15 protein-coding genes and 1 pseudogene are annotated in these 15586 nt (G+C 57.4%); 4 read left to right on the forward strand and 12 right to left on the reverse strand.

The annotated features are described in order from the left end of the window. Positions 1-453: 453 nt before the first annotated feature. Entirely contained in the window at positions 454-1425 is a 972-nt protein-coding gene (locus tag AC1RO0_RS31600; protein WP_498596466.1) for a 3'-5' exonuclease, read from the reverse strand. A gap of 95 nt (positions 1426-1520) precedes the next feature. Here AC1RO0_RS31600 and AC1RO0_RS31605 point away from each other — a divergent pair, with 95 nt between their 5' ends. Beyond that, positions 1521-1727 (forward strand): hypothetical protein, encoded by a 207-nt coding sequence (locus tag AC1RO0_RS31605; protein WP_498596467.1) that lies wholly within the window; start codon positions 1521-1523, stop codon positions 1725-1727. Positions 1728-2037: 310 nt separating this feature from the next. Then, positions 2038-2192: pseudogene (locus AC1RO0_RS31610) on the forward strand (IS6 family transposase); the annotation flags it as partial. Between the two features lie 94 nt (positions 2193-2286). Here the strand turns inward: AC1RO0_RS31610 and AC1RO0_RS31615 are convergent. Then, complete coding sequence (locus AC1RO0_RS31615; protein ID WP_498596468.1) at positions 2287-3669, reverse strand: amidohydrolase family protein; 1383 nt, start codon at positions 3667-3669, stop codon at positions 2287-2289. A gap of 24 nt (positions 3670-3693) precedes the next feature. Between AC1RO0_RS31615 and AC1RO0_RS31620 the strand changes: the two genes are divergently transcribed. Beyond that, positions 3694-3876 carry a hypothetical protein gene (locus AC1RO0_RS31620; protein ID WP_498596469.1) on the forward strand — a complete coding sequence of 61 codons (183 nt, stop codon included), beginning with the start codon at positions 3694-3696 and terminating at the stop codon, positions 3874-3876. Here AC1RO0_RS31620 and AC1RO0_RS31625 read toward each other — a convergent pair. From AC1RO0_RS31625 to AC1RO0_RS31665, 9 genes are all read right to left on the reverse strand, one after another. Continuing rightward, the gene (locus AC1RO0_RS31625) at positions 3864-4862 is read right to left on the reverse strand and encodes a questin oxidase family protein (RefSeq protein WP_498596480.1); all 999 of its coding nucleotides are present in this window, start codon (positions 4860-4862) and stop codon (positions 3864-3866) included. The genes AC1RO0_RS31620 and AC1RO0_RS31625 overlap by 13 nt on opposite strands. A 37-nt stretch (positions 4863-4899) precedes the next feature. After that, positions 4900-6594 carry a CocE/NonD family hydrolase gene (locus AC1RO0_RS31630; RefSeq protein WP_498596470.1) on the reverse strand — a complete coding sequence of 565 codons (1695 nt, stop codon included), beginning with the start codon at positions 6592-6594 and terminating at the stop codon, positions 4900-4902. Positions 6595-6597: 3 nt separating this feature from the next. Continuing rightward, positions 6598-7416, reverse strand: coding sequence for a creatininase family protein (locus AC1RO0_RS31635; RefSeq protein ID WP_498596471.1), 819 nt, complete (start codon positions 7414-7416; stop codon positions 6598-6600). A 9-nt stretch (positions 7417-7425) separates the two neighbouring features. Continuing rightward, complete coding sequence (locus tag AC1RO0_RS31640; RefSeq protein WP_498596472.1) at positions 7426-8925, reverse strand: NAD(P)-binding domain-containing protein; 1500 nt, start codon at positions 8923-8925, stop codon at positions 7426-7428. Continuing rightward, positions 8922-9719, reverse strand: a complete 798-nt coding sequence (locus AC1RO0_RS31645) for an ABC transporter permease (RefSeq protein ID WP_498596473.1) — start codon at positions 9717-9719, stop codon at positions 8922-8924. The genes AC1RO0_RS31640 and AC1RO0_RS31645 overlap by 4 nt, the downstream gene beginning before the upstream one ends. Next, the gene (locus AC1RO0_RS31650; protein WP_498596474.1) at positions 9716-10594 is read right to left on the reverse strand and encodes an ABC transporter permease; all 879 of its coding nucleotides are present in this window, start codon (positions 10592-10594) and stop codon (positions 9716-9718) included. The genes AC1RO0_RS31645 and AC1RO0_RS31650 overlap by 4 nt, the downstream gene beginning before the upstream one ends. Continuing rightward, positions 10594-11685 (reverse strand): ABC transporter ATP-binding protein, encoded by a 1092-nt coding sequence (locus AC1RO0_RS31655; protein WP_498596475.1) that lies wholly within the window; start codon positions 11683-11685, stop codon positions 10594-10596. Before AC1RO0_RS31655 ends, AC1RO0_RS31650 begins: the two co-directional genes overlap by 1 nt. After that, on the reverse strand, positions 11685-12767 hold the full coding sequence (locus AC1RO0_RS31660; protein ID WP_498596476.1) for an ABC transporter substrate-binding protein: 1083 nt from the start codon (positions 12765-12767) through the stop codon (positions 11685-11687). The genes AC1RO0_RS31655 and AC1RO0_RS31660 overlap by 1 nt, the downstream gene beginning before the upstream one ends. A gap of 128 nt (positions 12768-12895) precedes the next feature. Further along, positions 12896-13849, reverse strand: coding sequence for a LysR family transcriptional regulator (locus AC1RO0_RS31665; RefSeq protein ID WP_498596477.1), 954 nt, complete (start codon positions 13847-13849; stop codon positions 12896-12898). A 515-nt stretch (positions 13850-14364) separates the two neighbouring features. On the opposite strand from AC1RO0_RS31665, the gene AC1RO0_RS31670 reads away from it, so the two are divergent. Next, a complete protein-coding gene (locus AC1RO0_RS31670; RefSeq protein WP_498596478.1) occupies positions 14365-14733 on the forward strand; it encodes an aldo/keto reductase in 369 nt (122 codons plus the stop codon). On the opposite strand, the gene AC1RO0_RS31675 is transcribed toward AC1RO0_RS31670, so the two are convergent. Beyond that, positions 14709-15245 (reverse strand): STM3941 family protein, encoded by a 537-nt coding sequence (locus tag AC1RO0_RS31675; protein ID WP_498596479.1) that lies wholly within the window; start codon positions 15243-15245, stop codon positions 14709-14711. The two genes, AC1RO0_RS31670 and AC1RO0_RS31675, sit on opposite strands and share 25 nt — an antisense overlap. Positions 15246-15586: the final 341 nt, after the last annotated feature.

Below are 15586 nucleotides of genomic sequence, written 5' to 3' on the forward strand. Positions count from 1 at the left end.
CGACATCCCCTACCCTTGCATCCGAAGCCTTGACTCTATCCGCGCCATGCCTGCGTGACTATAAAAGCAGGTGGAGCCCCTGAAAGGATCAGAACCGACAACCCTGTTGTTACAAAAGCTCTCTGTCTGAAATTCCTCAGTAGCGGACATCGGGTTTGTGAGGTCGGCGACAAGCCGATGCGACCGGCGGTTCCCCGTGTAGGCGCATCTTCCTGCTGTGGCGCGGAAAGCCCCAGGGCATCGATTTGCGCGGGCGACGATCATTTTTCTCCAAGACGATCAGACCTGAGCTTCCCTCAATTGTCTCGGTCGGCCGGCTGATTGCCGGCGGGTCGTCAATGCCAAAATGCGCGGCGATCTCGTCGATCGTTCCGACGACTGCAAAAGGCCTCCTATGACACTGGTCGCCCGCGGGGCTTCTTATCGGACGATAAGTCCAAGTAGCCGGGTCTGTCAGGCCTTGAAGCGGTCGAATGCGGTGAGCCGTTTGATCGGCGGATCTGCTTCATCCCAACGGTAGATTTCCGAACGCAGATAGTAAAGTTCGTCGTCGAGGAGCTCTTTCGCAATTTCGATCCACCAGGACTTCGGACGGCCATCACTCCCGTCCGACCAACGATAGCCTCGCGCTTTCAGGTGATCCTTCATGTCGAACGGGCTGTTTTCCGCGAAAATGCGAACGCGCGATCGGTGGCTCGCCTCATAGAGTTCGGCAAACGGCGTTGACTCCGTTCCTGCCCCACCCTGCACGAGGACTTCGAGCAGGGCGAAACAGTCGTCGACGGCCCGATGGCCCTCGTGAAAGTAGCCCGCCTGCCCAATCAGGTAGCCGAGCTTGGTGCCCTCGAAACCGCGTGCCGACCAATCGATTTCGGAGACCGAGCAGGCCCACGCCTTTCCGTTGAAGATGGGCGAGAATGCCTCGCAGAACGGCCGGTCGAAGCCGGCGTTGTGCGCAATGACGAGATCAGCCGGCTCGACCACGGCGCGCAACTGCTGAATATCGATCATCTGGCCAGCTACCATTTCGTCCGTGATGCCCGTGAGACGGGTGACTTCCGGTGGGATCGAAACGCTCGGCTGCTGCAATCCGCCATAGACGCCAATGACATCGCCGATATTGCCAGCTACGCCGAATGTGAATGCAACGGCGCCGATTTCGATGATCTCGTCCTTGCGATGATTGAGGCCGGTGGTCTCGGTGTCGAGGATCACGCCTTTCAGCGGAAATCCTGGTCGGGCGGCGGCCGTGACAGAACGAGGCTCGAGCTTTTTCAGGATACGGTACCGGCCAGTCTCCTGGAGATGCCGCACCATATCCTCTTCGCTCAACGCAGCCGGAGAATGGCGCTTCATCGCCGGGGAACCGGCCACCTTCGCAGGTGCTGGCTCAGGCGAAACAAACAGATTGAACTGCAGTGTCATTCGCTATCTCTGGTTCATTCTTGAAACAACTCTCCGGACTGTATCGTCCGCCAAATTCGCTATAAGGCATCCGCTCGAACAAATCAGGAGAAATCATGGACACCGTGGAAATCAGCAGCCGCAGCGACTTCGCCCTGTGGGCAATCCAGCGCGCACGGGCAATCGTGGCGGCAGAAGGCGCTGCCCTTGCAATGGCCGCTCGTGACATGAACGAAGAAGCACTGGCCGAGACTGCCGCCGCACTTGGCAAGGCCATCAGCGACGCCATGCTCGAAGTCTTCGATGGCCTGCTAGATGAATAGTCTCAAAGCTTGGGCTTGCAGGAAGCGGGTGGTTTACGACCAATATTTTAATATAATTTTTGGTCAGAGGTTACGTCGACATGCCTGATCCCACATCTCATACATTGGAGCGCATTCACGCCTGGATCACCAGGGCTGCCCCGCCGTCGTGGGTCCCACCGCAAACTTTTCACCGGGTTTGCAACCAATTAGGTCATGCCGTAGATCTGGGCTGAAGGTGAGTTAGCAGGTTGAGCTTCCCGATCCTGGTCGATTTAAAAGGCAACCACTACCCGAAAGAGGTGATTCTATACGCGGTGTTTTTCTACACCACCGGTTTATCAAGAAGCTGACCCGTCCGATGAAGGCTTCAAATCCTTCCAGTCTGCGTCAGCAACACCACATGGTATCGAAGTGGCCCACATGATCCGCAAACGCCAATTTTCAACGAGAGGACAATCGGCACTTCAGCAATTCTCTGCATAATTGTGTCCAGCAATAGCCGTTTCTGCGGCCTTTCCAAAAATTTGCGATACAGCCAATTGTTTTCGCCGAGGTGACCGGGGTCAATGCGCAATGCTTATTCATAGTCCTGATTGTCCGCCATCGAATTATATCGATACGTGCGCTGCGCGGCTGCTGGCGTGAATTTTCGGTGGTACGCCTCCAAATGCGGAAGAAGGGCCCCGATGGCATCCCATGCCTGCGTTTCCGTCTGCGTTTCCGGGCCTTTGAGTATATCTGCAATTTCGAGCAGCACGGCCTCACGGTCGATCGTGATCACTTTACCGTTGTCAACAATCAGACACCCACCGATAAACACCTGATGGACGGCATGCCGCCCCCCGCGATGCAGAACGGCATCCGCCGGAGGTGTTCTCATGTTGAGATGCGGACGGCCAATTTTTCGCTGATCCATCAGCACAATATCAGCTTGCAGACCGGGTTCGAGCCGGCCCGTAAAGCCGCCGAAGCCGACGGATTTGGCGCCGTGCTCCGTGGCCATTTGCAACACGGCGCCGGCATCGGGCCGGTCGTTCCACAGTCCGGTTTCGCGATGCAGCGCCCAGACAAGCTTCATCTCGAGCGTCATATCGCGATCATCGGCGATGTTCGACTGGTCGATACCGAGCGCCACCGGAATGCCGCGACGCCGCATCTCGTTGACGGGAGCAATGCCACTGCCAAGCCGGAGCCCCGAAGACGCATTGTGACATATGGTACAGCCGCAGTCGGCGATGATGTCGAGATCGGCGCGGCTCATCCAATTGCCATGGCCAAGCGTCACATCTGGGCCGAGGCACTCGAGCGCCTTCAAATGCTGCACGGCGCTGTGGCCGAACTTATTATAGGCAAAACTTGATTGCCGCTCGGTTTCCAAAAGATGCATATGCACCTGTGCGCCGGAGGCGCGTGCCGTTTCGAAGATGGTCTGGAGGCATTCATCGCTGCACCAGTGAAGGTTCGCTGGCGCGAGATTGATGCGGACATGATCGGGCTGCGCCGCCAACCAGCGCTCGCTGAGCGCTCTGTAAAACGACATGAGCTCCGCGACTGGCACTGCGGCGGCATTGAGTTTTGGTGCAATCCACGCACGCAAGGCCTCGGGAAGGGTGGCAAGAACGTTTGCGTCGTCATCATAGGTCAGAATATTGCGGTCACGGATCATGAAAGAGTAACCGGCCCGCATCCCGATCTCGGCATAGGCTTTAAGCGTCGCATCGGCCGTGGTCATCCAACCATCCGGTGCGCCAGCAAATCCGCTGTTGATATGCTGCACCATTGTTGTACCGCTTTCCAGCATCTCGATCGCCGAATAGAGCGTGTCGAGCCCGACATCGATGTGACGCATTGCCCGGAACTGCGGCAGCCATAATTCCAGCGGCGCGAATGGCACGCCCTGCATCAGGGGAGTTATCCCGAAATGGTGGTGGCTGTTGACCAGTCCCGGCATGGCAATCATATCGCGGGAGCCAAACCGGGGAAGATGGTCGTTGCCATAGGCAACCGCTGGCATCGGTCCAATCTGAGCGATCATGCCGCCATCGACACGGATGCCAACGTCATGGCGCATCGCCATGGTGCCATCGGGCGCAAGGCCGCAAAGCACCGTGCCGGCTTCGATAATACAATCGGCGGTTCTCGACGTCGCTGCCGTCATTTCACGTAGTCTCCGATAAGACCGAGGCGGCGAGCAACCACGACACGATAGAGCGGATCGCCATAGACTTTCATTTCCTCGCTTGCGGAAAAGGCAAGGCTGATGTCGTGTTCGTCATAACTCTGTGCGGCGATCGCATGTATCTCGGGCCAATCGGGAGCCGGTATATTACGCCAGCGATCAACCACGACCTTGTCCGGCATCTCGGGAAAGCCAAGCTCGCCCATCAACGCGGCAATGCCCTGCCAGAACACCCGCAACATCCGATAGAGCGTTTCCTCATCGCAATAAGGCGCGAGCAGACGGATCCAGTGCAGTCCGGTGATGACATGCAAGGCTGCAAAATGCTGGGTCGCGGCAAACAGCGAAAGGGCGGTGGATGCCATCTGCTCCATGGTCTCCGGCCCGATTTCGAGCCAATCGATGACGGGTGCAAACGCCGGGATGTTGCCGGCGTCCCGCATGTTTTGCCACAACAGTTCATGCAGCTTCATGCCATGCAATGGTGCAATCTTTGCGGTCATCGCGAGCACTTCGGCCGGATCGCGCGTAATCGGCGACGCCCCCTTTGCCGATGGAAGCGGCAGATAGGTGGCAGCCCAATAGGCAAGCGCAATCGCGACATCGGCCTCATTGCCGCGAAGAACACCATAGGCAGTTCGCATCAGCGCGTGAAACGCGCTGGCGGCAATACCAGCCGCAAGATCGGGGAGATAGAGCTGCAACGCGCCATGGATACCCAGCCTCGTCAGCTCGCCCGCGAAGAATATGCGCAGATCGGGTTCGCGCTCGCGCTGTCCGATGGCCGTCTTCCAACTATTGCCATCAAGGGGTGCAATCGGCTGAGCAAAGGGTACGAGCTGCTTTGCATCTCTGTAGTAATCAAAGAAGCGCCGAAGTTGAGGACGCGCGCCGCCGATACGGTCGAGTGCCACGAGAACCATCGGGGCATGATTGGCGAATGTGTGCGAGAATTCCGAGCCCCATCCCGGCATGTCAACCAGAATTGCTTCAAGGCCTTCGGCGGTTTCTTCATTGGAGATCGCTGGCATATTGAGCCTTTCTCAGAGTGGCGGTGCCGCTTTCGGCACCCGTCTCCGCCAGGAGCCGCAAGCGGATGGCAGAGGGGTGGGCGTCACCGGAGCGAAGCACGAGTGTTGTGACAAGCCCGTCGATAAAAGCCGCGTCCTGGGGACGGACGCCGGTGCCCGGATTGACAGGGAAAGCTGGAAACGATGCCGCCTGGATGGAAAGGCGCAGACAATGGCCTACCGGCACCGTCATGCACATCGAACGCATCTTGACGATCATCACCGATACGTTGTCGTGTGCCATCACGGTCTTATGCCCTGCGGTGACCGTGATGACCGATCCGTCCGGGGCGAGTGCACTTAAGGTGCAATCAAGATCGAAGCTTGGTCGGTCGCAGGTCAAAAAAAGCTCGACGTCCGGTGCTCCAACCAGAAAGAGCGGGCTGTCGAGAAGTTCCGACGTATAGACAGCCACATCGGCCCGGTCATCGATCGCTGCCCTGTCGGCAAAATCCGGTGGCGTCCCGAGATGCAGACCGACGCTTGGAGCTGGCCGCCATGGATCGTGCACCAGATAGTCTGAGTTCGAGGAGCCTGCCTTTTCGTCAAGCTTGCCATCGACACTTGTCGGCGATGCTCTGCCGCCCGACGTGAGATGGAGCAGCAACTCGTCGGTCCGCGGCAGGTTTTCGAAACCGACCCAGGTCTTCCTGCCCACATCGAACAGCCGAATTTTCGGATAGTGGTTTTCACGACCTTTCAGGACTTCGTCGAAAAACGCTATTATCTCCGGGTCGATCCCGCCTGCAGCCTCAAGCCCGGCATCCAGCGCACCGACCCTTCGCCCCCAGGGGAGGTGCGACCAGGGGCCGACGGACAACCGCTGCAGGCAGGGACCCGCTGAAAAAGCGTCAAAGGCCACAAAGGTGCCCTCAAGCATGATGTCGTTCCATCCACCCACATGCAGGACCGGAACGTCCAGCGTCATGCCCTCAAGCACCGCCTTTGGCGACCTTTCCCGCCAATAGGCCGGATCGTCGGCGAGCCAATCATGGTAGTGCGTGTATCGCGACGCATGCTCCAACGCTTCCGGCTTTGCCGAAATCGGGCCGGAGTGCAACGATGGCAAAGCAGCGCGCAATGCGTTGGCAGCGGCAATATCGCCGGCCAGCCGGGCATTTTCGACCGCCATTTGACAGGCCCATACCTGGTTTGACTGCAAACGGAATCCGTCGCCCTCGAAGGCCCAATGATTGCGCACGTCGAAGGCCGCCATCGCGACCGCCATGGCATCGGGTACTTTTCCGCCTGATCGCTTCGCACCCGCAAGTGCCATGAACTGGTTCATGCCATGGTAGCTGAACCCGTAGCTCGCCACCCTGCCATTACCGCCGGCAAGATCGGCTGCCAGCGAAAGTGTGTGCGCGCCATCAGCGATATCGTCCTCGAGAACCCTGAATACGCCCTGCGAACCGCCCCGGCCCCGAACGTCCTGCACCAGAACGATATAGCCTTGGGCTGCATACCAGGCGGGATGTGCGAGAACGACCGTCGAGGCGACCTTGCGTCCGTAGGGCAACCGCATCACCAGAACCGGGTATGTTTCCGGTCCGACGGGGCGATAGACATCGGCAGCCAACTGCACGCCGTCTGTCATTTGCATATGAAGAGTTTCGACCTCGCGGATCGCCAGCATGGTCTATCTCATTGCCGAAAAGCGGGTTTCGGAGGTGAGCTGGCCTATGTCAAAACTGCGAACGGCTTCAATGAGACGGACCAATGCAGCCGCAGCACGGTCAAGGACGATCGCACCCTTGTCGGCATCCGCATTGGCGGCATTGCCGCAAACTCCGGCCGGATGAAGATCCTGCGCCTGCCAGCCGAAGCCCACCGCACCCTCTGCCGTTAGCAGGCTGCCGGACTGTTCGATGCCGACCGTCAGCGGCACAAAGTCTTCGGCCTTGTCCATGACGACCAGCTCTGGTGCGATGGCAAGCATCATGCTGGTTTCGATATCGCCGCCATGAATGCCGTGAAGAATTTCCGCCGAAGAAAACAGATCGTCGACCGGCGCAATCCGGAACCAGGAGCAGGCGACCGCAAGCATATCGAGTTCCACACGGATATCACGGCAGGTCATGTCCATGAGCGAGATCTGCCCGCCATGCGAATTGAAAAGAATAAGCTTTCGGGCACCCGCGCGCTTCACGCTTCTGGCGATGTCGAGCCAGACGAGGCGCAGTGTTTGCCCGGAGATGGTAAGCGTGCCCGGATAGGCCAGATGCTCGTCCGATTTGCCGACGCTGAGTGCTGGCAGGATCAGGACGTCGGCACCGGCGTCAAGCAAGAGCGTCATTCGATCGAGAATGCCAGCATTGATCGCCGCGTCCACCTTCACAGGAAGATGGGGACCATGCTGCTCGATGGCCGCTATCGGCAATATGACGACCGTGCCGCTCAAATCACGGGAAGCAAAATCGGCGGTCGTGTGATCGGTCCAATAAAAGGAGGTCGTCATAACATATCCTCAAACGCGATTGTCGGATTGGTCAGGGCTTGCCGGACGCGGGTTTGCCGCAGCGGCACGATCTTCAAAATCATCGGAGACCGGCAGATCGGGCGAGGCATAGGCCGCCAATGCCAGCAGGATTGTTTCTTCCTGATCGAGAAGAAGCCGACGCAAGACACCGCGCACGAGACGGGGAACGCCATGCTTATGTCCACTGATCGAAGTCGAGTGCGGGCCGTGGCTGATAAAGCTGCTGCTATTGAAGGCAAATACGCGGCTGAGCCATGTGTCGGCAGCGTCTTTTGGAACAAAGCCATAGAACGCATCGAGATAGGGAAGCTGTGCGAGACGAGCGTCCTTTTCAGGGTCTTGCGGTGTGTAGCGCTCCCCCCAGAGCGCAACCTTATCATGGATGCTTGTGAGTTCCGGGCGGGCGGCAAGGTCGATCTGCATGCCAGTCGCAAGCAGGAGATGGTCGAACTCTAGAATGCCGTCTGGCGTATCGACACGGATTGCGCCGGCTTGCTCGGAAACCGCGAGCCATGGTGTGGCGGGGCGCAGCCGAAACCCGGCAAGGCTCATGGCGGTTTCGAAACTCCGCACCGGCGGCGGCTGATCGGCGCTACGAAAGAAGCGGGAAATATTCCAGCGCGTGCTGTCGGCGAGATCCGGATAATGCGTCATCATCCCCGGTGTTTCAATCGCGCGATGCGGGTTCGTGCGCGGCAGCTTCGCACGCCGAAAACAGAGATCGACGGAGGCAGCGCCCGCTTCAAGAGCCTTGATGGCGTTGTCGAATGCCGACGCGCCGTGCCCAAGAATGCCGATGCGCAAGCCCCTCAAAGCTTCAAAATCAATGGGACCATTTGTGTGGTTGAACCTGTCCGGCGGCAACCCTTCAGAGACGAAACCTGGAACTCGCCATGCACCCGCACCATCATATCCCGTGGCCAGGACCACGGTGCGCGCCAGAGACTTTTCCACCACGCCGCGGACCCTGGTGGTGACGGCTATGACATCGCCTTCAGGGGCCACGTCGATAACCTCGCAATGATTTGTAATCGCGATTTCGAAGACGTCGGCATACCAATCCAGATAGGCCTTCCAGTCCTTTCTTGGAATACGTGGAAGCTCCTCCCAGGCCTGACGCCCGTAAACTGTCTCGAACCAGCGCCGCACGGACAGATTGACGACATTGAATTCGTTGCCGACCTGCGTTTTCGGCGTGCGCAATTCCTCCATGCGCGCAAAGGTCAGCCATGGCCCTTCGGCCCCTGGCGCCGCGCTGTCGAGCACACGCACGTTGCTCACCCCATCCCACTTCAGAGCGGCCGCAATCGTGATGCCGGACTGGCCGGCACCGACGATGATGACATCGGCGATCTCTATTGCGTCTGACCGTGGCAGATCGGCGATCCATGGTGGGTTTGGATAGCCAAGGGCGGCAAGATCGGCGCGGGCAGCCTGCTTCAGGCCGTCAACCGTCATCCGCAGCACATCAGCGGGGGAGAATGTCATGTTTGATCTCTCAAATGAGCCGTACGTCCGCGTAGACGGCGACGGCGATTAATCTCCGTCAACGCCACGATCAGGGCAGTCAATAGGAGGACGACCACCTGCATCGCATTGAGGTCCGGCTTGAGTTCCCGCCGAAACTCCGATGCGACGATGAGGGAAAGCGGCTGTGTTCGGCCGGCCAAAAACATGGAGATTGTCAAATCCGCCAGCGACAGAATGACCCCGATGGAATAGGCGGCGCTCAGCGCGACGTTGAGCTGCGGAAGCAGAACACGCCGAAAACTCTGCCACGGCGTAGCACCCAGATCGCGGGCCGCCTCCTCCAATCGTGGATCGAGCCGAATTAGCACAGCGGCGATGATTGTTGTGGTGAAGGGGATGGCAACAATCGTTTGCGCCAGAATGAGGGCGGTCGCTCCGCGTCCCAGCCCTACCCAGCTCATGAGCATTGCCTGCGCGATGGAAAGGACGGTCTTCGGCACAAGAAAGGGCACGAGGATCAAAACGGCAAATGCACCCCGGAACCACATTCGCGGCGACGTCAGGGCCAAGGCGGCGACAAGGCCGATGAACGCAGCCAGAAGCCCGACAGGTTGGGCGATCAAAAAGCTGGTTATGAAGCCACCCTGAAACGCCGCATTGCCAACAAGGTCGGCGTACCAGGCAAAGGTAAAGCCGCTCAGGGGAAAAGCCATCGTGCTCGACGCGTTAAAGGAAAAAATCCCGAGAACGACAATCGGCAGGTAGAAAAAGCAGGTCGCGAAACCAAGTGTGACGATCGCAAATCGGGTCATTTCACCCCCCGCCGGAATACTGCCCTTGCACCATTGAGCCGAAGAAGGATCGTGGCGAACCCGATGGCAAATGCGAACAGGACGACGAGCAGGCTGAGGGCCAGAGCGGACGCCAGCGGCCAATCAAAGGCAGTACCGAACAGATTGTCGATCGTCGCCATCGGCGTCGCGCCCGACGTTCCGCCAAGAAGACTTGGAGTCATCATGTCGCCAGCGGCCAGAGCAAAGACGGTAAAGGCGCCGACGGCCAGCCCGGGAGTGGTCAAGGGCAGGATAACCTTCAAGAACGCATCCAATGGCCGGGCACCGAGATCCCGCGCGGCTTCAATCAGCCTTTTGTCGACTAGCTCGGCTGATATCCATATCGCCAGAACCATGAAGGGCAGATTGTTGTAAAGCAGCACGAGATGCGTGGTGAACGGCGAAAATAACAGGAATTTCAAAGGCTCATCGACAAGATCGAGCCATTGCAGGACGGCGTTTATCAACCCTTCGGAGCCAAGAACGACACGCCAGGCATAAATTCGCACGATCTCGCCGGTATAGAGCGGCGTCAGCAGGACGATACTTGCGATCCCCTTCCAAAGAGCGGGCAGGCGCGTCATCGAAATCGCAATCGGATACCCGACAAAAGTGGCCAGCACCGCTGTCCCCGCACCTGAGACGACTGCCTTGCCAATCAGAAAGGCGAAGACCGGATTGGTAAAAATCTGCGACCAGCTCTGTCCCGAAAAAGCTGGAACCATCGTGAAGGCGTCGAGATCCACCTCAAAGAAACTGAACACCAGCAGCAAAGCGAGCGGCAGGACGCAACCCACCAATAAAAGACATGCGACGGGCAAGGCAAAATGTGCCCGATGGAACACCAGAGCCATCACTCAACCCTCGTGATGAAGGCACGATTAGGATCCAATGCCAGGCCGACATCCGTCCCTGGGGCAAACGGATGATCCGCCATGAACCGCAAGGTGATGCCCCTCACACCGGCCTCGATAAGATATCTGTCCCCCTTGAACACGACATGTTGGACCGTCGCGCTTATCACGCCCGAGCCTGTGGCAATGCGAAGATTTTCCGGTCGAATGGCGAGCACCGCCTTGTCCCCACGCGACAACCCCTCCACTGCCGGGCACTGAATGATGCCTATTGCCGTGTCGATCGCAGCCGATCCGGGGATTGCGCCGCTGCCGACAATTTCGCCGGGAATGAGGGTCGCAGCACCGATGAAATCAGCAACGAAGGCGTTGGCAGGACGCGCATAGATCGTCAAAGGGTCGCCTCTTTGAACAATACGCCCCTTGTTCATGACGACGACGATGTCCGAGAGCGCAAAGGCCTCGTCCTGATCGTGGGTCACATAGACGAAAGCGATACCGAGGCGTCGCTGCAGGTCCTTCAATTCGATCTGAAGATGGCCGCGCATCTTTTTGTCCAGCGCCGACAAGGGTTCGTCGAGCAAGAGCAGATGTGGCTCGGCGATGATCGCGCGGGCCACCGCCACGCGCTGCTGTTGGCCGCCCGACAATTGATGTGGATATCGATCACCGAATTCCGCCATGTGCACCGCCTCAAGCGCACGTTTGACACGGGCCGGCACGTCGATATTGCTGCGGCGCAGGGTGAGGGAAAATGCGACGTTTCCAAATACGGTCAGATGCGGAAACAACGCATAGCTTTGGAACACGGTGTTGACCGGACGACGCTCCGGCGGAACGCCGGAAAGCGAGCGTCCGTCAAGCACGATCGATCCCGCGTCCGGCGTCTCGAAGCCGGCAATCATGCGCAATATCGTGGTCTTGCCGCAGCCGGAAGGGCCGAGAAACGTGGTGAAAGCTCTTTCCGGAATGTCGAGATCGACGCTGTCGACCGCACGGTCCTTGCCATAATTCTTCGTCAGGCCGCGGGCCGACAGCAAAAGCCCGGACCTTGACGGATCGGACACCATGTCAGGCATGTTGACCTTCATCAGCTTGCCTTGACTTCATTCCATACCTTCAGCCACTCCGAGTAATTCTCCGGGGCGACGGGCCACATGAAGGATTTCATCACATCCATATCGTCGACGAAGATCGTTTCCTGCTCTTCCTTCGACAGCTTGTCGCGAATAATGGACGAGGTGGTTGCGTAGTTGCCGATCTTGGCAATCTGGGTCGCGAAGTCTGCGCCAAGCAGATAGTCGACGAATTTATAGCCGATTTCGGTCTTTTCCGGAGACAGTGTCGCCGGCATAGCAAAGCAGTCGCACCAGCCCATGATCCCGGCTTTCGGCTTCGCCATTCCCATGTTCAGCTTGTCTTTAAGCGTGTCATAGGGAACCCGCCACGAAAACGCGCATGAGACCTCGCCCGTGGCAAACAGGTTTGTGAGATCGCCGATCGTCTGCCAATAGGTACGCAGCAACGGCTTTTGCGCAATCAGCAGTTTTTTGGCTTCCGCCAGCTCCTTGGTCTCCATCAGGAACACCTTGTCGCGCGGTATGCCGGCGACCAGACCGGCTATGCCGATGGATTCCAGCGCATAGTCGCGCATGGCGAGCTGGCCCTTGTATTTCTCGTTGAACAGCGTCGTGTAGTCAGGCTCGCTTTCGAACCTGTCTTTACGATAGACGATCGGGTTGAGGCCCCAGAGATAGGGAACTGCAAAATGTTTGCCCGAGGCATCCAGAACCTTGGGCGTCGTCTTGAAGACATCGTACATTTTGGCGGCATTTGGGATTTTGCCCATGTCGATTTCTTGAAGCAACCCTGCCTTGATGTAGCGCCAGCTCCCGTTGAGGGACGGATTGATCATGTCCCAATCAGACGCCGTCCCGGTTTTCAGAGCTGCGAACTGTGCGTCCTCGCTGGAAAGATAAGACAGTTTCACCTTGACGCCGGTCTGCGCTTCGAAGGCCGCAATATATTCAGGATGGCCGTTGGAATCCCAGGTCGCCCAGACCATTTCGGAAACGGCGGCTCTGGCGCTGTTCAACGAACCGAACATCCCTGCTGCCGTACCGGCGGCGATCCCTGCAAGCACTTCACGTCGGGTAATTCCTGAACCGGCCATCATGCCCTCATCTGGTTGGTATTGGATTGCAACCAGTGTGGTCCGTTTGGAAAGAAACGGCCATAACCGAACATAAATAGACTATATTGCACTGCGAAGAAGATCGGACGTCGGCATGCCAACTCGGCTCAACCGAATGCAGGCGCTTTGGTCCGCACAGATTTGAGCGATTCCGACGCCGTTGCATCGCTGGCGCGAACGTCGGCCGCCACTGACTTTATCATTTGTCGCAACCAGACATGGTCAGGCGACTGATGCTTGCACTCGTGCCAGAGCATATAGAACTGCATCTGTCCAAGTTCACGAGGCGCCTCCAGAACGACGAAGGGAAACGCTTGGGCGATCTGCTCGGCGAAAATTCGTCCCGTGGTGAAAACTAGGTCCGATTGGGCAAGGACATAGGGCGCGATTGCGTATTCCGGGACCGATGTGGCGATATTGCGTTTAAGGCCGAGCTCGATGAGCCGCCCATCGATCGGGCTTAGGTGAGCGCGTTTATCGGACGTCGGAGAAAGGTGTTTTTCCGTCAGGAACTCTTCCATCCGGATGGGTTCGCTACGGTTTGCCAGTCTGTGGCTTGGGCGTACGACACAGACGATATCGGTCGTCAATAAAGGGGACATCCTCAGATATTCCGGCGGATGCGGCCAGTTCCCAATAACCGCATCGATGGACCCGTCCGCCAATTGGCTGAGAAGATCGTCGTAGCTCGGCATGTGGGACGCATCAACGCCGACATTCGGCGCCTTCTGTGCGATCTTCCCGACAAGTTGCGGCAGAAACACAGCGCCGAGACAATTGTCGGCAATGATACGGAAGTTTCGCTTGGCGTTTTTGGGGTCGAAGGTGGGATCGGGAGCAAGGTGCGTGTTGATCTGGCCGAGTATGTCGCGCAGCGTCTCCTTCAATGCCAGTCCCCGTTCCGTTGGCACCAGTGCACCGCCAGATCTTACCAACAACGGATCGTCCAGCATTTCTCGCAACCTCTTGAGCGTGAGACTAACTGTCGGCTGAGCTTGCCCCAGGAGGTCGGCCGTTCGCGAAACGCTGCACTCCGTCAATAAGGTCAGCAACGTGCGCATCAACCGCACATCCAGAGTGCCATTTGCCTGCCTTGTCATCGTCCGCCGTCTCCATCATCGTGGGTTGCGATCATGGGCAAAACACGCATTTTTCATGCCAATCTGAATTGGGCGCACCTTTCCCTCTCCCCGCGATAAAATTGGTCCTCCTGAGCGCTACCAAATTCTAAGATACTCGCCGATCCACATTGGCCGTACACAGCCGCGCGCAAGCTCGGTGTCGAGCGACCGTCCTGGACATTACCCGCCCCCTACGCACATTGGCTCTCATCTTACCACGCGGCCTGAATGATTGGGCGCCTTCAACATTGTTCGAAGGCGCCCGCTTCTGGATCTCAATACATTCTAATCAGAAAACTCAAATCGCGGCGTAACCTTGAAAAATAGGACGTCGTCACGCGAGGGTCACACTATTCGGAGTTGAAGCGAGCTTACCAGCCGCGATGCTTAGGTCGTCTCGCGTCCCACCGCTTCAGCACGAGGCTGTGAGGTCGTGATGAAGGACCAGAACGAGGATGTACGAGGCAGGCCGCATCCGCGCGATCGGGGTCAGCAACTTCTATCCCGACCGTCTGGTGGACTTCGTGCTCCACAACAAGGTCGTCCCCGCGGTAAACCAGATCGAGATCCACCCATTCCATCACCAGGAAGACGCTCAGCAAACTCTCCAGGAATACGGCGTGCAGCCTGAAGCCTGGGGTCCATTCGCGGAAGGGAAGAACGGCCTGTTCAAGAACGAGCTTCTGCAGTCGATCGGCGAGAAGCATGGCAAGAGCGTCGCCCAGGTCGTGCTGCGGTGGCTGATCCAGCGAAGTATTGTTCAGAGCCGGTTCACGACGACACTTTCAGACCGACCGCGTCAGGCATTTTTGCGAAGAAAATGACCTACAATGGAATTAAATCTGGCGTGATCCATGTTCAGACTATTCGTATAGACCGCCACAGGCGTCGATATGGATTTCTGATTGGCCACCATCCTTTTGTATAGCGGATGCTGTTTGTGCGCGGATAAATAGCCTTCCGGATCTTTAAGGATAATTTTGTACCCAGTCAGATGCGAGGACGTAAAATCCTCATAATGCTCCAAAGCATCGATATCATTCCACTTCACCAGCAATGAACCATTTAAGTCGATGCCCTCATGATTGACCGTCAAACCTTTTGCACCCGAGATGAGCCGATAAAGGCCTCCAACGGAGAGCGCAAGAAGAAGCAGAAGCCCAAATCCGAATATAGGATAAAATAGATAGCCTTCCCTGAGCACGATTCGGAGGCTGCTTTGGTCCGGCCCTCTGTAGAGATAATAAAACGCGATTGCAGAGATCGTAGTGAGAAATATTGTCGAGAACAGCAATTTTGCCTTATCTGGTTTCGCTACAAAGAACTCCTGATCCATAAAATCCCCCTGTGTTGAACGTATCCCGGATCGACGAAACTTAAGAAGCCCTAACATTAACCGGACGGGCTCGCCTTAAGGTGATCGTTTGCGCTGCAGAGCCCCTTTTTAGAAACTCGACCTCTATCCGACAAGCCGTTAATACAGTGATCCGGAACATTGAAGGCGAGTGTTGATTATCGCACGAATTTGACCCACTTTTTTCATTTCGGAGCGATCCGCTCACACCGCCAAAAGAGGTTTCCAGTCAACACCCTAGATGAGATTGACGTGCCCCCGTTAAATTAGGCCATTTGGAACTGGAATTTTCCACTTATGATCCCCGCGGGGAAGAAGAGGAG

This window comes from Rhizobium sp. GW821-FHT14E12, assembly GCF_058803745.1.